The 21,416-nt window shown below is 47.5% G+C and carries 19 protein-coding genes; 15 read left to right on the top strand and 4 right to left on the bottom strand.

The annotated features are described in order from the left end of the window. Positions 1 to 121: 121 nt before the first annotated feature. From tig to AAA946_RS04630, 7 genes are all read left to right on the top strand, one after another. A complete protein-coding gene (gene tig / locus AAA946_RS04600; RefSeq protein ID WP_338163804.1) occupies positions 122 to 1,426 on the top strand; it encodes a trigger factor in 1,305 nt (434 codons plus the stop codon). Positions 1,427 to 1,531: 105 nt separating this feature from the next. Further along, positions 1,532 to 2,155, top strand: coding sequence for an ATP-dependent Clp endopeptidase proteolytic subunit ClpP (gene clpP, locus AAA946_RS04605; protein WP_042474027.1), 624 nt, complete (start codon positions 1,532 to 1,534; stop codon positions 2,153 to 2,155). Between the two features lie 123 nt (positions 2,156 to 2,278). Next, the gene (gene clpX, locus AAA946_RS04610) at positions 2,279 to 3,559 is read left to right on the top strand and encodes an ATP-dependent protease ATP-binding subunit ClpX (protein ID WP_042474030.1); all 1,281 of its coding nucleotides are present in this window, start codon (positions 2,279 to 2,281) and stop codon (positions 3,557 to 3,559) included. A 117-nt stretch (positions 3,560 to 3,676) separates the two neighbouring features. Beyond that, positions 3,677 to 6,028 carry an endopeptidase La gene (lon, locus tag AAA946_RS04615; protein ID WP_338163805.1) on the top strand — a complete coding sequence of 784 codons (2,352 nt, stop codon included), beginning with the start codon at positions 3,677 to 3,679 and terminating at the stop codon, positions 6,026 to 6,028. Between the two features lie 124 nt (positions 6,029 to 6,152). Continuing rightward, positions 6,153 to 6,425: an HU family DNA-binding protein gene (locus AAA946_RS04620; protein WP_006075676.1), complete on the top strand. Its 273-nt coding sequence runs from the start codon at positions 6,153 to 6,155 to the stop codon at positions 6,423 to 6,425. Between the two features lie 185 nt (positions 6,426 to 6,610). Then, positions 6,611 to 8,470 carry a peptidylprolyl isomerase gene (gene ppiD, locus AAA946_RS04625; RefSeq protein WP_338163806.1) on the top strand — a complete coding sequence of 620 codons (1,860 nt, stop codon included), beginning with the start codon at positions 6,611 to 6,613 and terminating at the stop codon, positions 8,468 to 8,470. Between the two features lie 176 nt (positions 8,471 to 8,646). Next, positions 8,647 to 8,940: a ComEA family DNA-binding protein gene (locus tag AAA946_RS04630; RefSeq protein WP_445206054.1), complete on the top strand. Its 294-nt coding sequence runs from the start codon at positions 8,647 to 8,649 to the stop codon at positions 8,938 to 8,940. Here AAA946_RS04630 and rrtA read toward each other — a convergent pair. Then, the gene (gene rrtA / locus AAA946_RS04635; RefSeq protein WP_338163807.1) at positions 8,930 to 9,487 is read right to left on the bottom strand and encodes a rhombosortase; all 558 of its coding nucleotides are present in this window, start codon (positions 9,485 to 9,487) and stop codon (positions 8,930 to 8,932) included. The genes AAA946_RS04630 and rrtA overlap by 11 nt on opposite strands. On the opposite strand from rrtA, the gene AAA946_RS04640 reads away from it, so the two are divergent. Beyond that, the gene (locus tag AAA946_RS04640) at positions 9,486 to 10,100 is read left to right on the top strand and encodes a tRNA-uridine aminocarboxypropyltransferase (RefSeq protein WP_338163808.1); all 615 of its coding nucleotides are present in this window, start codon (positions 9,486 to 9,488) and stop codon (positions 10,098 to 10,100) included. The genes rrtA and AAA946_RS04640 overlap by 2 nt on opposite strands. 12 nt (positions 10,101 to 10,112) lie before the next feature. Here the strand turns inward: AAA946_RS04640 and AAA946_RS04645 are convergent, their stop codons facing one another. The 3 genes from AAA946_RS04645 to AAA946_RS04655 all read right to left on the bottom strand — a co-directional run bounded on the left by AAA946_RS04645 (position 10,113) and on the right by AAA946_RS04655 (position 13,360). Beyond that, entirely contained in the window at positions 10,113 to 11,465 is a 1,353-nt protein-coding gene (locus AAA946_RS04645; RefSeq protein WP_338163809.1) for an anti-phage deoxyguanosine triphosphatase, read from the bottom strand. 14 nt (positions 11,466 to 11,479) lie between these two features. Continuing rightward, positions 11,480 to 12,064 carry a 5'-deoxynucleotidase gene (gene yfbR, locus AAA946_RS04650; RefSeq protein ID WP_338163810.1) on the bottom strand — a complete coding sequence of 195 codons (585 nt, stop codon included), beginning with the start codon at positions 12,062 to 12,064 and terminating at the stop codon, positions 11,480 to 11,482. 81 nt (positions 12,065 to 12,145) lie between these two features. Further along, on the bottom strand, positions 12,146 to 13,360 hold the full coding sequence (locus AAA946_RS04655) for a pyridoxal phosphate-dependent aminotransferase (RefSeq protein ID WP_338163811.1): 1,215 nt from the start codon (positions 13,358 to 13,360) through the stop codon (positions 12,146 to 12,148). A gap of 228 nt (positions 13,361 to 13,588) precedes the next feature. Here AAA946_RS04655 and AAA946_RS04660 point away from each other — a divergent pair, with 228 nt between their 5' ends. From AAA946_RS04660 to AAA946_RS04690, 7 genes are all read left to right on the top strand, one after another. Continuing rightward, entirely contained in the window at positions 13,589 to 14,896 is a 1,308-nt protein-coding gene (locus AAA946_RS04660; RefSeq protein ID WP_445206055.1) for an isochorismate synthase, read from the top strand. Further along, positions 14,893 to 16,617, top strand: a complete 1,725-nt coding sequence (gene menD / locus AAA946_RS04665; RefSeq protein WP_338163812.1) for a 2-succinyl-5-enolpyruvyl-6-hydroxy-3-cyclohexene-1-carboxylic-acid synthase — start codon at positions 14,893 to 14,895, stop codon at positions 16,615 to 16,617. The genes AAA946_RS04660 and menD overlap by 4 nt, the downstream gene beginning before the upstream one ends. Then, the gene (gene menH / locus AAA946_RS04670; RefSeq protein WP_338165769.1) at positions 16,604 to 17,458 is read left to right on the top strand and encodes a 2-succinyl-6-hydroxy-2,4-cyclohexadiene-1-carboxylate synthase; all 855 of its coding nucleotides are present in this window, start codon (positions 16,604 to 16,606) and stop codon (positions 17,456 to 17,458) included. Before menD ends, menH begins: the two co-directional genes overlap by 14 nt. 12 nt (positions 17,459 to 17,470) lie before the next feature. Then, positions 17,471 to 18,337, top strand: coding sequence for a 1,4-dihydroxy-2-naphthoyl-CoA synthase (gene menB, locus AAA946_RS04675; protein ID WP_338163813.1), 867 nt, complete (start codon positions 17,471 to 17,473; stop codon positions 18,335 to 18,337). Positions 18,338 to 18,552: 215 nt separating this feature from the next. Next, on the top strand, positions 18,553 to 19,557 hold the full coding sequence (gene menC, locus AAA946_RS04680) for an o-succinylbenzoate synthase (protein ID WP_338165770.1): 1,005 nt from the start codon (positions 18,553 to 18,555) through the stop codon (positions 19,555 to 19,557). After that, positions 19,557 to 21,005 carry an o-succinylbenzoate--CoA ligase gene (gene menE, locus AAA946_RS04685; RefSeq protein WP_338163814.1) on the top strand — a complete coding sequence of 483 codons (1,449 nt, stop codon included), beginning with the start codon at positions 19,557 to 19,559 and terminating at the stop codon, positions 21,003 to 21,005. Before menC ends, menE begins: the two co-directional genes overlap by 1 nt. Before the next feature lie 78 nt (positions 21,006 to 21,083). Continuing rightward, positions 21,084 to 21,284: a hypothetical protein gene (locus AAA946_RS04690; protein ID WP_338163815.1), complete on the top strand. Its 201-nt coding sequence runs from the start codon at positions 21,084 to 21,086 to the stop codon at positions 21,282 to 21,284. Positions 21,285 to 21,416 lie beyond the last annotated feature (132 nt).

The raw sequence follows: 21,416 nt of genomic DNA on the forward strand, positions 1-21,416 counted from the left end.
GTTACCGATGCTCATTTTAAAAGAAGTACCTTAGGGTACTAACAAGGATGAAGCGGAAATATCCTCGTGATATCGACGCTCATACGCTCAGCCAACACTGAGCCAAACTGAGGTTTATACAATGCAAGTTACTGTTGAAACTCTAGAGGGCCTAGAGCGCCGTCTAAACATTACTGTTCCTGCTGCTAACATCGAAGACGCAGTGACAGCTGAACTACGCAACATCGCGAAAAACCGTCGTTTCGATGGTTTCCGTAAAGGCAAAGTGCCAATGAAGATGGTTGCTAAAATGTACGGCCAAGCAGTACGTCAAGACGTGATGGGTGAAGTTATGCAACGTCACTTCATCGAAGCAATCGTTTCTGAAAAAATCAATCCAGCAGGCGCACCAACTTTCGCTCCTGTTGAGAACGAAGCTGGTAAAGATCTAGTATTCACTGCAACTTTCGAAGTGTACCCAGAAGTAGAACTTAAGGGTCTAGAGAACGTTGTTGTTGAAAAACCAACGACTGAAGTACAAGACGCAGACGTTGAAGAGATGATCGAAACTCTACGTAAGCAGCAAGCAGCTTGGACTGAAGTTGAAGAAGCAGCTGAAGACGGCAAGCGTGTAACTATCGACTTCACTGGTTCTATCGACGGTGAAGAGTTCGAAGGCGGTAAAGCTGAGAACTTCCCACTAGAAATGGGCGCTGGTCGCATGATCCCAGGTTTTGAAGACGGTATCCAAGGCAAGACTGCGGGTATGGAATTCGAAATCGACGTAAACTTCCCAGAAGATTACCACGCTGAGAACCTAAAAGGTAAAGCAGCTAAGTTCCTAATCAAAGTGAACAAAGTTGAAGCTCAAGAACTACCAGAAATCAACGACGAGTTCGTTGCTAAGTTTGGTGTTGTTGAAGGCGGCGTTGACGCTCTTAAAGCAGAAGTTCGTAAGAACATGGAGCGTGAGCTTAAGCAAGCAATCAAGAACCGCATCAAAGAGCAAGCTCTTGACGGTCTAGTTAAAGAGAACGACATCGACGTTCCTGCTGCGCTAATCGATCAAGAGATCGGTGCTCTACGTCAGCAAGCTGCACAGCGTTTCGGCGGCAACCCAGAAGCTGCTGCTCAGCTTCCACGTGAGCTATTCGAAGAGCAAGCTAAGCGTCGCGTAGTTGTTGGTCTTCTTCTAGGTGAAGTGATCAAGTCTGAAGAGCTAGAAGCTAGCGATGAGAAAGTGAAAGAGCTTATCTCTGAAATGGCAACGGCATACGAAGATCCATCAGAAGTTATCGCTTACTACGAGCAAAACGAGCAAATGATGAACAACATGCGCAACGTTGCACTAGAAGAGCAAGCGATCGACGCGATCCTAGCTAAAGCACAGGTTTCTGACAAAGAAGTTAGCTTCAACGAGCTAATGAACCAACAGCCTGCAGCTTAATAAGCAATATCTTGTATAGAAGGTTGACTTAGAGTCGACTTCTCTGCTAACAATGGTCCGTATGATGTTTATCATCCGGGCCATTTATTTTAGGGACATAAGAATATGAGCTACCAAGAAAAAAATGCAATGTCGCCAATTATGAACGCGCTAGTACCTATGGTGGTTGAACAAACTTCCCGCGGCGAACGCTCTTACGATATTTATTCGCGACTACTAAAAGAACGAATCATTTTCTTGACTGGTCAAGTGGAAGACAACATGGCGAACCTTATTGTCGCTCAAATGCTCTTCCTAGAATCAGAAAATCCTGACAAAGATATTTTCCTCTACATCAACTCACCAGGTGGCAGTGTAACAGCGGGTATGTCGATCTACGACACGATGCAGTTCATCAAACCTAACGTCAGCACGCTATGTACTGGTCAAGCATGTTCAATGGGTGCGTTCTTGCTTGCTGGTGGTGCGCCGGGTAAACGTTTTGCGCTACCAAACTCTCGCGTGATGATTCACCAGCCACTAGGTGGCTTCCAAGGTCAGGCATCAGACATTCAGATCCACGCGCAAGAAATCCTGACAATCAAAGAGAAGCTGAACAAACTTCTTGCTGAGCACTCAGGCCAACCACTCGAAGTTGTTGAAAAAGATACTGACCGTGACAACTTCATGTCAGCGGCTCAAGCGGCTGAATACGGTATTATCGACGAAGTTTTAACCCATCGCGGTTAACCCGTCATCGTTTGAGTGAAATAAGACTGGATTGCAGCCCTTGAAAAATGAATTCTCGGGCGCAATATAGTCTAAATTGATATACACTCAAAACATAGAAAGTAAAGGCTAAGAGGTTAGCGAATGACAGATAAAAGCAAAGAGGGCGGTAGTGGTAAGCTATTGTACTGCTCTTTCTGTGGCAAAAGTCAGCACGAAGTTCGCAAGCTAATCGCAGGTCCGTCTGTTTACATTTGCGACGAATGCGTTGATTTATGCAACGACATTATCCGCGAAGAGATCAAAGATGTGCTGCCGAAGAAGGAATCTGAAGCGTTGCCAACGCCAAGAGACATTCGCGCGCACCTAGACGATTACGTAATCGGCCAAGACTATGCGAAGAAAGTTCTCTCGGTTGCCGTATATAACCACTACAAGCGTTTGCGCAATGGTGATACGACGGCAGACGGTGTTGAACTCGGTAAGAGTAACATCCTTCTTATCGGTCCAACAGGTAGTGGTAAAACGCTACTGGCTGAGACGCTTGCTCGTTTCCTTGATGTTCCATTCACTATGGCCGACGCAACAACACTAACCGAAGCGGGTTATGTTGGTGAAGACGTAGAAAACATCATTCAGAAACTACTGCAAAAGTGCGACTACGACGTAGCAAAAGCAGAGCGTGGCATTGTCTATATCGATGAAATCGATAAGATCTCACGCAAGGCTGAAAACCCTTCTATTACACGTGATGTGTCTGGTGAAGGTGTTCAACAAGCACTACTTAAACTGGTTGAAGGTACTATCGCTTCTGTTCCGCCTCAAGGTGGCCGTAAGCATCCACAGCAAGAGTTCTTGCAAGTGGACACGTCTAAAATCCTATTTATCTGTGGTGGTGCATTTGCCGGCCTAGATAAAGTGATTGACCAACGTGTAGCGACAGGTACAGGTATTGGCTTTGGTGCGGAAGTTCGCTCTAAAGACGAAACCAAAACGGTTGGTGAGCTATTCACTCAAGTAGAACCAGAAGATTTGGTGAAATACGGCCTTATCCCTGAGTTCATTGGACGTCTACCGGTCACAACGACTCTGACAGAGCTTGATGAAGATGCGCTGATTCAAATCCTTAACGAGCCGAAAAACGCCCTGACTAAGCAGTATGGTGCTTTGTTCGAGCTTGAAGGTGTTGAGCTAGAGTTCCGCGAAGATGCACTGCGTGCGATTGCTGCTAAAGCAATGGAGCGTAAAACAGGTGCTCGTGGCCTACGTTCAATCCTTGAAGGTGTGCTTCTAGAAACCATGTATGAGCTGCCATCGGCAACCGATGTGAGCAAAGTGGTTATCGATGAAAGTGTGATAAATGGTGAGTCAGAACCGCTACTTATCTACACCAACAACGACAATCAAGTGGCCAGCGCAGAGTAATTTGCCAAGTTCACTCAAAAAGGAGGTATTGATTACCTCCTTTTTTTATTTCTTTATTGAATCCAACGAATACGCCCCCATATACTGAAAATAATACTAAGCGGAAGAGAGAATAATATGAACTTGGAACGTTCCGAGCGTATAGAAATCCCGGTATTGCCTCTGCGCGACGTGGTGGTTTATCCACACATGGTGATTCCTTTGTTTGTTGGCCGCGAAAAGTCGATCAGCTGTCTAGAAGCTGCGATGGACAATGACAAGCAAGTACTCCTAGTGGCTCAAAAAGAAGCAGATACTGAAGAGCCAAAAATCGACGACCTGTACACCACAGGTACGGTTGCGACCATTCTACAGCTACTCAAACTTCCTGATGGTACAGTGAAGGTACTCGTTGAAGGTCAGCAACGAGCAAAAATCAGCAGTTACCGTGACGAAGACTTTTTCGTAGCGGATGCAGAATTCCTAATTACTCCAGAACTTGAAGAGCGTGAAGAAGAAGTTATTGTGCGTAGTGCCATTGACCAATTCGAAGGCTTTATCAAGCTGAATAAAAAAATTCCACCAGAGGTACTCACCTCTTTGGGCGGAATTGATGAAGCGGCGCGTCTTGCAGACACCATTGCCGCTCATATGCCATTAAAGCTTGCAGACAAACAGCAAGTACTTGAATTACTTGATGTGACTGAGCGTCTTGAGTTCTTGATGGGTCAAATGGAATCGGAAATCGACTTACTACAAGTTGAGAAGCGAATCCGTGGCCGCGTTAAGAAGCAGATGGAAAAATCTCAGCGCGAGTACTACCTCAACGAGCAAATGAAGGCCATCCAAAAAGAACTGGGTGACCTTGATGATGCGCCTGACGAGTTCGAGACGCTAAAAGCGAAAATCGAAGAGTCAAAAATGCCAGCGGAAGCGAAAGAGAAGACAGAGCAAGAGCTGCAAAAGCTTAAGATGATGTCTCCTATGTCAGCAGAAGCAACGGTAGTGCGCAGCTACATCGATTGGATGGTCGGTGTGCCATGGGCAAAACGCTCTAAGGTTAAGAAAAACCTCGCTAAAGCAGAAGAAGTACTGAATGAAGACCACTATGGTCTAGAGCGCGTGAAAGAACGCATTCTTGAGTACTTGGCGGTACAAAACCGTATCAACAAGCTTAAAGGCCCAATCCTTTGTCTTGTTGGTCCTCCGGGCGTAGGTAAAACCTCGCTAGGTCGCTCTATTGCTGCGGCAACAGGGCGTAAGTACGTGCGTATGGCGCTTGGTGGCGTTCGTGATGAAGCGGAAATCCGCGGTCACCGTCGTACTTACATCGGCTCTATGCCAGGTAAGCTAATTCAGAAGATGTCGAAAGTAGGCGTGAAGAACCCGTTATTCCTACTTGATGAAATCGATAAGATGTCATCGGATATGCGCGGTGATCCATCATCTGCGCTTCTAGAGGTTCTCGATCCAGAGCAAAACAACGCATTTAACGATCACTACCTAGAGGTGGATTACGATCTGTCTGATGTGATGTTTGTGGCGACGTCGAACTCGATGAATATCCCAGGTCCGCTTCTAGACCGTATGGAAGTGATTCGTCTGTCGGGTTATACCGAAGACGAGAAGCTCAACATTGCAACGCGTCACCTTGTTTCTAAGCAGGTGCAGCGCAATGGTCTGAAACCGCACGAGATTGAAATTGAAGACTCAGCGATCATCGGCATCATCCGTTACTACACTCGCGAAGCAGGTGTACGTAGCCTAGAACGTGAAATCTCGAAGATCTGTCGTAAAGCAGTGAAGAACATCCTGCTTGATCCAGCGCTGAAGAAAGTGACCGTCAACCAAGAGAATCTGAAAGAATACCTTGGCGTGCAGCGCTTCGACTACGGTAAAGCTGATGACAGCAACCGTATCGGTCAGGTGACGGGTCTAGCGTGGACAGAAGTGGGTGGTGACTTACTGACTATCGAAACTGAAGCGATGGTAGGTAAAGGCAAGCTAACGCAAACTGGCTCGCTTGGCGATGTGATGCAAGAGTCTATTCAGGCTGCAATGACGGTGGTTCGTTCTCGTGCTGAAAAGCTCGGTATCAACACTGACTTCTACGAGAAGCGTGATATTCACGTACACGTGCCAGAAGGGGCAACACCAAAAGACGGTCCAAGTGCGGGTATCGCAATGTGTACCGCGCTAGTTTCCAGCTTAACGGGTAACCCTGTGAAAGCGGAAGTGGCAATGACGGGTGAAATTACCCTTCGTGGTGAAGTACTTCCTATTGGTGGCCTAAAAGAGAAACTGCTTGCGGCGCACCGTGGTGGTATCAAAACAGTATTGATTCCTAAAGATAATGAACGTGATCTGGAAGAGATTCCTGCCAACGTAATTGCTGATTTGAAAGTTATTCCAGTTCAATGGATTGATGAAGTTCTTGAGGTAGCACTAGAGCGAGCACCGCTTGGAGCGGCGTTTGAGCCTGTAAAATAGTGATGTGCCCCAAATTTAGCTAAAAGAAATACGCTGATAAGTAAAAAAAGCTTGTCAGCGTTTTTTTGTGGCACTAACGTTACCTTTTAAAAATAATAATCTGGTAACAGAAAGGGGAAACACAGTGAACAAAACACAATTAGTGGAAAAAATCGCAGAAAACGCAGATCTATCTAAAGCTTCAGCTGGTCGTGCACTAGATGCTTTCATCGAAGCAGTGAGCACTACGCTAGAAGAGGGTGATCAAGTGGCTCTAGTTGGCTTTGGTACATTCAGCGTACGTACTCGTGCTGCTCGTACTGGTCGTAACCCAAAAACTGGCGAAGAGATCCAAATCTCTGAAGCTAAAGTTCCTGCATTCAAAGCGGGTAAAGCGCTTAAAGACGCTTGTAACTAATCTTTTGTTGCAGTTAGTCGCAAACCTTGCATTAACTGCACAAAAATTAAGCTTTCAACAAGCTTGATCGACAAATAAAGTCGAACCTTTTTTAAATATGCGCATCTTACTGATGCGCATTTCTTTTTCTGATATTATCCCATGCAGTTGAAGATAACCCTTCCTATCTGGAGAGTAATAAAATTATGATGGAGCGAATTCGCGAGGGCGTGAATAGCATCGCGGTTAAAATTATCTTAGGACTCATTATTTTGTCTTTTGTGTTTGCAGGTGTTGGCAGCTATATCGCTGGCGGTATCGGTAACACAGCTGCCAAAGTGGGTAATGTTGAGATCGGTCGTGGCGAGTTTGAGCAGGCGTATCAAAACGAGCGTAATCGTATGCAGTCGCAAATGGGTGAGTACTTCTCTACTCTACTTGGCGACCCAAGCTATGTCGCTTCTTTCCGCAAGTCGGTACTCGATCGTATGATCGACGATGTGCTCATTGAACAACACGCGGAATCTCTAGGTCTTCGCATCAGCGATTCTCAAATCCGTACAATGATGCTTGAAATGCCGCAGTTCCAAAACGACGGCAAATTTGACTCAGAACTTTACCAAGCAACGCTACGTCGTGCAGGTTTCACTGCTGATAGCTTTGCAGAATACCTTCGCCGTGATTTAGTGCGTAGCCAATTGCTAAGCGCACTGCAAGGCAGCGAGTTCACCCTACCAAGTGAAATTGAAACACAAGGCAAACTGCTGACTCAAACGCGTGACATCAAAACTCTAACGCTATCGCTTGAAGAGTTCGCCAACAAAGCGGTGATCACAGACGAAGAAGTCCAGCAGTACTACCAAGAAAATCCAGCTCAATTTACTCGCCCAGAGCAAGTAAAAGTGTCTTATATCGAGCTATCGGCACAAACGCTAAAAGACAGCGTTACTGTGACAGATGAAGACGTTCAGCAATACTACGATGAGCACCTAGATAAGTACTCGACGGATGAGCAACGTGAAGTTAGCCACATTCTGGTTCAAGGTGACGATGAAGCGAAAGCACAGGCTATCCTTGATGAGCTAAATGCAGGTGCTGACTTTGCAACGCTAGCGCAAGAAAAGTCTGAAGATATCGGCAGTGCGGATCAAGGTGGTTCGCTAGGTTGGATTGAACGTGACGTGATGGATCCTGCTTTTGAAGAAGCAGCGTTTGCACTGACTAACGTTGGCGATCGCACTGGTTTGGTTAAATCAGACTTCGGTTACCACATCATTCAATTAGACGCGGTAAAAGCATCAGAGTCTAAGCCACTAGCTGAAGTTAAGGCAGAGATTGTTGCAGAGCTTAAAGACCAAGTTGCGATTGATGAGTTCTACAGCCTGCAAAATGAGCTCGAGAAAGTGGCGTTTGAGTACCCAGATTCACTGGATGACGCTGCGCAAGCGGTTAACCAGAAGGTGGTGACGACAGACTTTATCTCGCAAATCGATGCCCCTGAAATCTTGAAGTCAGCGACAGTGATGCAAGCTATCCAATCACCAGAAGTGAAAGAAGATGGTCTGAACTCTGAGGTGATGGAAGTGGCTCCTGAGCACATCATTGTGGTTCGTGTTGACGACCTTCGTGAGCAAACTGTACTGCCAATCGAAGAGGTACGTGAGCAAGTTGAAACTCAGCTAGCGAAAGTGAAAGGCGAGCAAGCGGCAATGGAACTGGGTGTACAACTGGTTAATGAGCTTAAAGAAGGCAAGTCGGATGCGCTTAACGCAAACGGCCTAGCATTTGGTGAGCTAGAAACTATCGACCGCAGTTCACCTCTAGCAGGTACTGTATTCGCAATGTCTAAACCAGAAGAAGGCGCTGCAACCTTTGCTCAAACCAAAGACATGCAAGGCAATGTTGTGGTGGTTGAGCTGAACAAAGTGATGTCAGATTACAACAGTGCTTACAACGAGCAAATCGGTGCACAGATGATTCGTGAAGCGACTCAGCAAGACATCAGCTCTGTCATTGCTATCCTGCGCAGCAACACTGAGATTGAGTACTTCCTGGACGCTCAATAATCAGGCGCTCAATAAGCTGAGACAGCATTAGTTCATTCACATTTGAATGTAACTGATAATTCAATAATAACGGACTGCTTATGCAGTCCGTTATAGTTTCTGCCAGTCAGACTTCCTTCCATACTCGCTTCCCTTATGTTGGCTCACTCCTAAACCAACCAAAAATAGGGATAATCATGAAAATACTCACAACATGTTGGCTTGCAGTTCTATTGTTGGTAGCACCGTCTGCCTCTGTATGGGCTGCTGACGGTGACAAACTGGAAGGCATAGAAATTACCGTTAACATCAACCAAGCTGAGCCAGAGGAGCTGGCAGAGCTTCTAAAAGGGGTCGGTATTGAAAAGGCGCAAAAGATTGTCGATTACCGAAAGCAGCATGGTAAGTTTACGTCGGCCGATGACTTAACCGCGGTGAAGGGGATTGGTGCGGCCACGGTGGAGAAAAACCGCGACCGAATTACGCTTTAACGGCGGCCTTGCGATAATGAACGAGTAATGCCAGCCCCAAGCCCGCGACTAATCCAATAGCGTGGGCTTGCACCGCTACATTGGCTTCGATGAGTGCCGATGTGGCAGCTGAGCCGCCAAAATAGAGCTCCCAAGCGACTTTCATCACTCCGCCAAGTACTAACAGCCAGCTTGACTTGCGTCCTTCAAGGGACTCCCTGAGTGCCCAAAAAGCGAAGATAGCGTGCAATACTCCAGAAAGCCCCAAATAGTAACTCAGTGAGCTAAGCAGCAGACCTGTACCGATCATCGTAGCGCTGAACAAGGCCACTAGTGTTAGCATGCGCCAGTTGGGGCGAAACAGATAGCAAATCACCCATAGAGCGGCGAGGTTCATACCTAGGTGTGCTAAGTTGGTGTGTGAGAAATTTCCTGTTACTATCCGCCACCACTGGCCCGAATAAATAGCCAGTTTGTTCCATTCAACCCAGTTTTGTAGCGTCGGGATTTGTAGCAAAACGCACAGTAAACTAAACAGCGATAGCCTTATGACGAAAGAAGTGTCCATGTCTCGTTATTGTCCAAAATGCCTCAAAGCAAAGCGGGCATGTATATGTCAGTGGATAGAGCCCATCCACTGTGACACACAATTGATCATTTTGCAGCATAGCAGCGAAGAAAAGCGCCCACTCGGTACCGCTCGTATATTATCGCTTTCCCTAGGTAATGCGCTTTTGTTTGTTGGTGAAAATTTCAGTCAGCATGACAAGCTCAATGCGTTACTCGGTGATGAGCGCTATCAAAACGTAATTCTTTATCCGGGAGAGGGCGCTAAGCCTGCATCCGAGGTGGTTGATGAGGCAGATGGTAAGCCGCTTCGAGTCATTTTGCTCGATGGCACTTGGAAGAAAGCGTATAAGATGTGGAAATTGTCGACCAACTTACAATCTCTGCCGCTAGTAAAGTTGGCCGATGATCTGATTGGTGACTACCGTATTCGCAAGGCCCCTTCTAGTAATGCGCTCTCAACAGTTGAAGCTGGTTTTCATTTACTTGAGTCGATCGAACCGAGTGTCGATTTTACCCCGCTACTCACCGCGTTTAATGAAATGATTGGGTTTCAAATCAACCACATGCCGCAAGGTGTGTTTGAGCGCAATTACGGTGACAAGAGCGAGTAAGCTGCCCTTGTCTTAGCTTGCCGCAAACAATTGCTGATGCATTTTCTGCGCGTATCCGTCGGTCATTGCGGAAACATAGTCAGCTATCACTCGCATTCCATCGTCGTGCTGACCGCAGGCCGTTCTCCAAAGCTGACAAGTTGATTCTGGCAAAAGCCTTTCGGGATCGGCACTGAATGCTTCAAACAGATCCATGATGATTTGCTGCCCCTTGTACTCAAAAATTTGCACCCTTGGCACTTGAATAACGTATTGACTGACGAACTGTTTGAGCACATCTAACACTTCGGCCATCCCCTCTTCGAGATAGGCGTTGTAGGCCAGCAGTGGGCTTTCAAACTGGCTATCAACGACCGGTGCCACCTTAATGCTGGTGAGAAGAGCATTAACGATACCGCCGATTGCGTCTTTGCGTTCATAATGCTTACCTGAGAACAAAAGCTCTGAGATAGAGTCAATATTTCTGGTTAACCAATTAGGCTCGAGCTTACTCAATGCTTCAGCAGCACTCTGTTGCCAGCGTTCCCGGTCGATAAGTTCCAGCACAATCGCATCTTCTAAATCATGGACGCCGTAAGCAATATCGTCGGCAAGCTCCATGATCGAGCAATCTAAAGATTTGAATCGCGTTTTACGATGCCCCAATTGGGATGTTTGCTCGCCGCGCATGGTTTGAAATAGGGCTTTGTCGGATGGCGTTAACGGCTGTAACACCCAATCAAATTGTACCGAGTCTTTATTGTAGATCCCTTTTGCTGGCGACCAGTCTTTGGCTTTCAACTGACGCTGGTTAGCAACCGCATGAGGCAGCTTTTCTGCGCGTGTTTGACTCATAAATGCAGGGTACTTCAGCAGCCCAAGCAATGCTCTTCGAGTGAGGTTCATCCCATGCGCTTCAGTGTAGGGTTCGAGCTGAGTCACAATACGAAATGTCTGCGCGTTTCCTTCAAAACCACCGTACTCACGCATCATGTAATTGAGGGCGATTTCACCGCCATGTCCATAGGGCGGATGACCGATGTCGTGTGCAAGGCACAAGGCTTCAATCAGCGCGTCACACGGTAATAACTCGCTAAATTCAGGTTGCTTCTGCTTGAGCTGAGCGACAATGCCTGAACCTATTTGAGCAGCCTCTAGTGAATGAGTCAGTCTGGTCCGATGAAAATCATTGACCCCAGTTCCGTGAACCTGAGTTTTGGCTTGTAGACGGCGAAAGGCTGCAGAATGAAGAATGCGTGCTCTATCGCGCTGATAGGGATCTCTGTGGTCATTTCGGCGTAGTTTATGCTCGTCACTGTGCCGGACTTGCCAGACATCGAGTGGCTCAAGAGATAGGGCGCTTGGTGCATCATTGTCGCGGGTCATTATCTCTCCTAATGCTAACTGATTTCGTCTAGGGACAGTTCGAAGCTTGGGGCGAAGGTATTCAGGAAGTAGTCCATCTCTGGGGTTCTCCGCTCTTGAAGGGTTTCATCCAAACGTTTTTTGGCGAGCGCGTACTCATGGTTGCCAGCGCTGAGCTCTTCAAGACACTTGAGGTACGCACAGATAGAGTCAGCCTGCTTCACTATTTGTGCGTCTTCTTCGTGAGCGGCGTTAGAAATCAAAAATGGCTTAAAGTCTTCTTGAAACTCTTCCGGCAGAAGGGACAAAAGTTTGTGCTCGGCGGCGGCTTCTATCTTTTTGTATTCTTTGGCTATTTCAGGGTTGTAGTATTTAACTGGTGTCGGCAAATCCCCGGTCAACACTTCACTGGTGTCATGGTACATCGCAAGAATGGCAATGCGTTCAGGGTTGGTGTTGCCAGCGAACTTCTTATTTTTGATGATAGCCAGTGCATGAGCAACAAAGGCGACTTGGAGACTGTGTTCGGAGATGTTTTCGGTAGAGACCGAGCGCATGAGTGGCCAGCGTTGGATCAATTTCATGCGAGCGAGGTGAGCGAAAAAGTGACTTTCTTTCATACAACGTTTTCCCCTTAATACGCGCCCAGTTTAGCTTGGGCGCGTATTAAGAATAGGCTTTATTGTATCGATATGAAAGAGTTACTGGCTGTAGGTTGACAGGAATCTCTCAAATCGGCCAATCGCCATTTCCAAATCTTCCACGTGCGGAAGCGTAACGATCCTAAAGTGATCGGGCTTCGGCCAGTTAAAGCCAGTACCTTGTACCAGTAGCACTTTTTCTTGCTTGAGGAAATCGAGCACCATCTTTTGGTCGTCTTTGATGTTGTACATCTTGGTGTCAATTTTCGGGAACAGATACATGGCGCCTTTTGGCTTAACACATGACACGCCAGGGATCTGAGTGATCAACTCGTACGCTTTATCACGCTGCTCAAGTAAGCGGCCGCCGGGTAAGATCAGCTCATTGATACTTTGATAACCACCCAGTGCCGTTTGAATAGCATGTTGCATAGGTACGTTAGCGCAAAGTCGCATCGATGCCAGCATCTCAAGCCCTGCAATATAGCCTGTCGCCATCTCTTTAGGGCCAGTCATGAACATCCAACCACCACGGAAGCCACAAACGCGGTACGACTTAGACAGACCGTTAAAGGTCATCACTAATACGTCTTCGGTTAGGGTCGCGACAGAGGTATGGGTTGCACCGTCATAAAGGACTTTATCGTAAATCTCGTCAGCAAAAATAATCAGTTTGTGCTGGCGCGCAATTTCGATGACTTCTAACAGGAAATCACGGCTATAAACGGCGCCTGTTGGGTTGTTCGGGTTGATAAGAACAATACCGCGCGTTTTCGGAGTGATTTTCTTTTTAATGTCATCTAGGTCCGGATACCAATCCGCTTCCTCATCACACAGGTAGTGAACCGGGTTACCACCAGAGAGGGAAACAGCCGCTGTCCATAATGGGTAATCAGGAGCGGGAACTAACATTTCATCTCCGTTGTTTAACAGTGCCTGCATCGCCATTACAATAAGCTCAGATACACCGTTACCAACATAAACGTCCTCTACATCAAGACTACGAATACCTTTGCGCTGGTAATGTTGAACTACCGCTTTACGAGCGGAGTATATACCTTTGGAGTCACAGTAGCCTTGAGAGGTCGGCAGGTTTCTGATGACATCGACTAAAATTTCATCAGGGGCGTCAAAACCGAATGGGGCAGGGTTACCGATATTGAGTTTCAGTATTTTATGTCCCTCTTCCTCCATGCGCTTAGCATGTTTGAGTACAGGACCCCTAATGTCATAGCAGACATTATCGAGTTTTGACGACATCCCGATATTTTTCATTGTTTAATTCCTAAAAATTCGATAATTTCTTTACTAAATTACACCAAATTGGCTTTTGAAAGAATAAAAATCTGATCAAACTGGAAAATAAAGCACACACCCAAAAGGTGGAGATGTGAGCTGGTTGACATCGTGAGCAATTAATCGCCTTGTGGCTTGATCTATAGAGTTGGTAGAAATAGAGTATTTCGTGTATATAGGAACAAATTTTAAGGTTATGAGGTTGATTTGTCTCAGTTAACAACAGCTATTGCTCAGCTTATCAGCAAACTTGAAACTGCCCCACAAGGTTGCAAACGACTCGAGCAACAACTAGAGGGTCGTCCTAAGTTTCACTGCATCGACTGGCTAGAAGCGCAACCTCATTATCCCAAGTTTTACTGGCAATCCCGTGACACGCGAGAAGAAGTTGTGGCGCTGGGTAAACTGCACACCTTTTCTGAGGCCGCGCCAGCGTATGCGATTTTGGCGGAAAATCAGCGCGTATGGGGTGGACGCTCCTTTGATGGTCATTCAGATAAAAACCGCCGCTGCATGTCCGCTTTCTTCTTCCTGCCACACATTGAACTGATTCGTTTTGATGACAGTTGGCGTCTTGCGGTCAACATCAGCATGAGTGCAGATAAGGCGATCGCAGCTCTTAAACAGCTGATCGTTGATGTGACTGAACTGCCGCCTTTAGCGACCTCAATTGCACGATTGACACACACGCCAACGGAGCAGCAATGGCATGAGCTTGTCGGTGATGTGCTATCTGGAATTGAAAACGAGCAGTTTAAGAAAGTGGTACTGGCACGCAAAACGACGGTTGATGTCAAAGAGCCTATCTCGCCCGCTCAATTGCTTAAAGCGAGCTACCGGGAAAACCATCACAGCTTTCATTTTATGATGGCTCTCTCTAAGGATTTGGGGTTTGTAGGGTCAACGCCCGAGCGGCTCTATCGCCGAGTGGGGCAGCAGTTAGAAACCGAAGCCTTAGCTGGCACTATCGGCCGAGGGGATAATGCTGCACATGATATGGAGCTTGCTAACTGGCTGACGCAGGATCTGAAAAACATCAACGAAAACCAATATGTCGTGGATGACATTTTGCAAAGCTTGGCACCGCACTCCAGTGAAGTGCATTTAGAGCAAGAGTTGCGTCTGGTGCGCCTTCGAAAAGTGCAGCACTTAAAACGCAACATTGTGGCTCAGTTGCACAAAGGTATTAATGCGGTTCAGTTGTTGCAAGCTCTGCAACCTACCGCTGCCGTGGCTGGACTGCCTCGCAATGAAGCGATGGCGTTCATTCAGCAAAGAGAACCCTTTGCACGTGGTTGGTATGCGGGTTCTGTTGGATATTTAAGTCATGAACGCGCCGAATTCTGTGTCGCGATCCGCAGTGCTTTGCTGATGAAAGAGGAAGTTCAACTGTTTGCCGGCGCTGGCATAGTGCCAGGATCGGTGGCTGAACACGAATGGCAAGAGCTTGACAAAAAAATGTCGACACTGCTCAGCCTTATTTCAGAAAATCCTTCGCTTGGAGTGGCATCATGAGCCAGCATCAAGCGGCACTCAATCGTGTATGGACTCACGTTTTACTCGAGGAGTGCTATCGTCAGGGGGTAAGGCATGTCTGTATTGCACCCGGCTCACGGTCAACGCCACTGACTTTAGAAGCTGTGAAGCATCCCGGGCTCACTGTCCATACGCACTTCGACGAACGTGGCCTCGGTTTTTTGGCGTTAGGGCTTGCTAAAAGTACCCACAGTCCGGTGGCCGTGATCGTCACCTCTGGTACAGCGGTGGCGAATCTACTGCCAGCGGTTGCAGAGTCAAATCTCACTAAAGAGCCGCTAATATTGCTCACGTCCGATAGACCGACTGAGCTGGTGGGTTGCGGGGCAAACCAAGCTATTGAGCAAACGGGCATTTTCTCTCAGCATATTACCCATGCGCTCAACTTACCTTCACCAACGACACAAGCCCCGCTGTCGTGGCTACTGACCTCTATTGATTACGCTTTTGCTGAGCAAAGGTTGCGTGGTGCGAGCATTCACGTCAACTGCCCATTCCCTGAACCCCTTTATGGCGGTGAAGACACAACCATGTTTGCTGATTATCTCGCCCAGGTGAGTGCATGGCGTGATAGTGATGATTGTTATTCCGAGTATGGAGCGGGGGGACAGCATCATGATTACACGCACAGCGTGGATTCACTTAACCTGATTGAGCGTCAAGGCGTCATTATTATTGGCAGTGTGAGTCTTGCTGAAGCGCAGCAAGCTCTAAGCCTTGCCAAACGACTTGGCTGGCCAGTACTTTGTGACCCTCAATCGGGTGCTAGTGATGGTTGGCAGCGCTATGATATTTGGCTACAAAACGCAAACGCCAATGCCGTGTTGAGTCAGGCTGACTTTATCCTGCAGGTAGGCGCGAGGTTGGTGTCTAAACGGTTGCTGAGTTGGATTGATCGTCAGGTCGAAGCCGGATGTGAATACGTACTGCTTTCGCCGCTACTTGAGTGCCTTAACCCAAGCCATTTAAGACAGAAGCAGCTCAACGTTAATCTTAATGCATGGTTAAGTTCGGCCACACTAGCGCTCCCATCTTCCTCGTTTTCTGGTTGGGCGGATGAGCTTATTGGTGCATCACAGGCGGTGGTTGATAAGCTGCCATGTTTGCCTCACGTGACTGAATTTGATGTGGCCGCTAGCATTGAGCGGTTGCCTGTTAATGTTGATTTGTTTATTGGCAATAGCTTAATTGTACGTCTGGTTGATATGCTGACCTCTGTGCCATGTGTTGAAACCTACAGTAACCGTGGTGCTTCAGGCATTGATGGCCTAGTGGCGACTGCTGCAGGGGTGCAAAGCGGTAATGGACACTCCTTGGTGCTGTATATTGGCGATACGTCATTGCTGTATGATTTGAACTCATTGGCTCTGTTTACGCGCACGACTCAGCCTTGTGTGATTGTCGTGACCAATAACGATGGCGGGGCTATCTTTGACATGCTTCCCGCACCGTCAGCGCAGAAATCTCAGTACTATCAAATGCCTCACGGCTATCAGTTTCATCATGCAGCTGCCCAATTTGGCCTTCAATATCAAACGCCAACAGACAAAGTAGATTTAGAGTCCACTATGGCCCATCACCTTACTCATGGAGAAGGCACTTTGCTGATTGAAGTGACCACCCAGCCACATGAGGTCGGCGAGATGATACGCCAACTTGGCCAAAGCGCCGCCAGTGACCTTAATTATGCCAACGCGTGATGTCTTAGCGTATCGCTGTTTACCCGCGCATTCATCTTCTAAAGCGCCCTTAGTGGTCTTTGTCCATGGTTTTTTGGGGGCAGGGGATGATTGGGATGCGGTCAGCCATAGTTTGGATGATCATCATCGGTTGTTACTCGATTTGCCAGGCCACGGAAAAAGTTGCTCTATCCAAGGCGTAAGTTTTGATCAAGTTTGCAGAATGGTTACCGCGACAATACTAAACTGTATTCAAGCACATAAATTGAGTGCAACAGTGCCAATTTGTTTCGTCGGATATTCCCTTGGTGCTCGCATACTGATGTACCTAATGACGGAGTTTCGTGCCAATCACGAAGCCATAAATAACCTAAATATTAAAGGCTTAGTGATTGAAGGGGGTAATTTTGGTTTGCCTGACTCAGAGTTGCGAGCGGCGCGTTGGCACAGCGACAGCCAATGGGCAAAACGCTTCCAACAGGAAAATATTGGTGTGGTTTTGGCCGATTGGTATCAACAAAGCGTGTTTTCCTCACTAAATCATGAGCAAAGACAACTTTTGATCGCTAAACGCAGTGTTAACCTTGGAAGCTCGTTGAGCGATATGCTGCTGGCTACCTCGTTAGCCAAACAGCCTTACTTATTACCAAGCGTGAAAGCGTTGTCGTTCTCCGGAAATCGAACGCCGCTGTATATCTGCGGTGAATTCGATAGCAAATTTACTCAGCTTGCAACTGACAGTGGGCTCGATTTTGAGCGTATTGAAAATGCAGGCCATAACGTACACAAAGAGCAGCCACAGGCCTTTGCCCAGAGGTTGCGTACTTATCTAGAACAAATGAGCCTAGGCTCAGTGGAATAATTGGAATAGATCATGGCTAAAACCGTTGGATTAACAGAAGAAGAGCTATACGCACCCGTTGATTGGGCTGATGTCACCGGTGAGTTTGAAGAAATCAAATATCACAAATCGACAGACGGCATTGCAAAAATCACCATAGCTCGCCCACAAGTACACAATGCGTTCACGCCACGTACCGTTAAGGAAATGATTAAAGCTTTGGCTGATGCACGCTACGACGAAAGTGTTGGTGTCATCATTTTAACTGGACTTGGTGAAAAAGCGTTCTGTTCAGGTGGTGATCAGAGCGTTCGCGGTGACTACGGCGGCTATCAGGATGATTCTGGTACGCACCACCTGAATGTGTTGGACTTCCAACGCCAGATCCGTACTTGTCCTAAGCCTGTTATTGCCTCTGTTGCCGGTTGGGCTGTTGGTGGCGGTCATGTTCTACACATGATGTGTGACCTAACGATTGCGGCTGACAATGCTCAATTTGGTCAAACAGGACCAAAAGTGGGATCGTTCGATGGCGGTTGGGGTGCATCTTATATGGCTCGTATCGTTGGCCAGAAGAAAGCGCGTGAGATTTGGTTCCTATGTCGTTTCTACGACGCACAAGAAGCGGTGGACATGGGACTGGTTAACACTGTTGTGCCACTTGCGGATCTTGAGAAAGAAACGGTACGCTGGTGTCGTGAAGTGCTTCAGCATAGCCCAATGGCACTTCGCTGCCTGAAAGCGGCACTGAATGCAGACTGTGATGGTCAAGCAGGTCTTCAGGAGCTTGCAGGTAACGCAACCATGATGTTCTACATGACAGAAGAAGGTCAGGAAGGTCGCAACGCGTTTAACGAAAAACGTCGCCCTGACTTTGACAAGTTCCCAAGAAACCCATAATTCACACGTGCAATGGCTGCCTGTTGGCAGCCTATTTACGTTTGGCTTCGGGTGGGTGAGAGGGCGCTCAATATCGCGTATGAATACCCATAGTTCTCGGAATATAATAGTTTTGGGAACTCTTAGCCCTTACCGCGGCCTAACCCGGTGTATTGTTCATAGTCACCGTTCTTCTCAAGGTGGCTGTGATGACTTCTTATGAAGTGGGAACGACCATGAGACAAGCAAAACTCTATCGCTACAGTCTGCCGATGGACAGTGGTGTTATTCTTCGTGAGCAAAAGCTCACAGCAAGGGAAGGGTGGATTGTAGAACTCAGTGACAACGGCCGCGTTGCACTGGGAGAAATTGCCCCGTTACCTGGATTCAGTCAAGAGTCGCTCGAAGCGGCTGGTGTTCAAGCCCAAGCTCAACTTGAACTGTGGGTTCATCATCAATCTACAGATATTGAAAACTGCTACCCTTCGGTGGCGTTTGGTCTCTCAACGGCTCTTCTAGAGCTGGATAATCAGTTACCAAATGAAGGAAACTATCGAGCTGCGCCGCTGTGCAGTGGCGATCCTGATGAGCTGATCCCTAAACTTAATAACATGCAAGGTAAGAAGGTCGCTAAGATCAAGGTGGGTCTTTATGAAGCGATCCGCGATGGAATGATTGTCAGCTTGTTACTGGAATCTATCCCTGATCTGACTTTAAGGTTAGATGCCAACCGTTCATGGACACTCGATAAAGCAAAACAGTTTGCCAAGTATGTGGCGCCATCGCTAAGACAGCGTATTGCGTTCATTGAAGAGCCTTGTCAGCAGCCTGGTGATAGTGTGTCATTTGCGATTGATACTGGCATTGCCATTGCTTGGGATGAAACGTTGCAAGCTTCCGTGCACCAGAGTGACTTTGCAGTCAAACATCTGACCGGGGTTAAAGCGCTGGTCATAAAACCGACGTTAGTGGGTAGCATTGATAAGTGTATTGCACTCATTGAAGAAGCAAAAAACCATGCCATTCAAGTTGTCATTAGTTCTAGCCTTGAGTCCAGTGTTGGCCTAGGCCAGCTCGCACGTCTAGCGAATTGGTTGGTTCCTGATGAAACTCCGGGACTTGATACCATGCAGCTTTTTGGAGCACAGCTTGAAACGCCGTGGCCGGCATGTTTACTGCCAGTACAACCGTTGTCAGAGCAAACCTTGTATTGGCAATCACACAGTGATGATGCCGCTTAATGGCTGGAACCAATATAGATTTGTTGGCTAAGCACCCATTGTGGGAACGATGGGTGCAGTTAGCGCCGGATAAGATTGCATTAAAATCCGCTGCGGATACGCTCACCTGGAGTCAGTTATCTGAACAAATTCAAGTGCTTCGGCAGCAATTGGTTGAGCATCATGTCTCAGCCGGAGACGTCGTGTGCTTGGTGGGGCGGGCAGAGCAAAGCCTAGTATTACGTTACCTTGCCTGTGTCGCACACGGCGCTATTCCCGCCTTACTCAGCGATCAGCCCAAACCGCAATTGATGGCGAAATTTAACACGCTTTACCGACCAGATGATCGCGTGTTGGTCTGGGGACATTGTCAATGGGACGGGTCGACAGCCAACTGCGGTGAGCGAGAGCTTTATATGGTTGATTACTCGCAGCGTGATGACCAGCCCACCAATGAAGCGCCACCTTCCAATATCGATTTGGGTGAGTCGATCGCTTCGATTGTTTTTACCTCTGGTTCTACCGGTCAACCTAAAGCTGTCGCACATACCGCCTCTCATCATCAGGCATCGGCTGATGGATTATTGCAGCGTTTTTCTTTTACCCGTGCAGATTCTTGGCTGCTCAGTCTGCCGATGTTTCATGTTTCTGGACTTGCGATCATTTGGCGTTGGTTGAACGTTGGAGCGACATTACATATCGCATCCGGTGACTTTGCCGATGATATTGCCAATGTCACTCATGCTTCGTTAGTCGCAACGCAATTGAAGCGCATAATAGACAATCAGTGGCCAACAACACTAAAACGCGTGCTGCTTGGCGGCAGTCATATTGCGCATTCGTTAGTGGAGAGTGCACAGGCGCGTGGCATAGAGGCGTGGATGGGTTATGGCATGACGGAAACAGCATCAACGGTGACCGCGAAACGTGTCGATTCGATCCCCTCGTCAGGCGTCTTATTGTCACACCGGGCGTTAAAGGTAGAGCATCAACGCATATATTTGGCAGGCAATACACTGGCTTGTGGCTACTTTCAGCAAGGGCAGATTGTGCCATTGACGCTTGAATCTGGCTGGTTCGATACAAAAGATCTCGGACATTGGAACTCTCTGCAAGAACTGTGTGTGGTTGGCCGTGCTGATAATCTATTTATTTCGGGCGGTGAGAACGTGCATTGCGAAGAAGTAGAGGCGGCACTCAATAGCCTGACGTTTATCAGCCAAGCGATGGTGGTTCCGGTTGAGGATGAAGAGTTTGGTGTGCGATGTGTAGCCGTTGTGCAAGCCAACACGCAGCCAGAGCTTGCGATGATGCGGAAGTGTTTACTGCCTCTGTTAGCGAAATTCAAACACCCGATAGCTTACTACCGAATGCCAAGCCACTTGGCATCAACAGGCATTAAGGTGGCGAGGCGAGATGTCAAACAGTGGCTCTCAGATACTCAGTCCGATTTTATTGTTATTTCATAGTCCAAATCGGCATTGTTCATTCCCAGTAAGGCTCACCATAATAGCCATTATCTAAACAGCTGAGCGTGAGCGTAGGGAATGAACAAGCTTTTAATGGTCGCGATAGGATTGCAGATAGGACTTGCACTGGCTTCCGAGGGATTGCCGCAAGCACTTGCTGAGCTCACCGCCTTTTTGCTTACTGCGACACTGTATTTAAATCACAAGAAGTCAAAGTCGGCTTCTAGTTCAAACAAGAGCACTTTATCGCCTTCCACTGATACCAGTAATTCAGCTTAGCTAAGTAGCCTGCCTGTTGTTAAACTCTTCTCGAGAACAGCGTCATTCCCTTGAACAAGGGAATCTCACCAACGCGCTATGAACCCAATTCACGTGACATCGTGACTATCTTCAGTTAGTTGCGCGCTTTTA

Source organism: Vibrio sp. 10N, assembly GCF_036245475.1.
GTDB lineage: Bacteria > Pseudomonadota > Gammaproteobacteria > Enterobacterales > Vibrionaceae > Vibrio.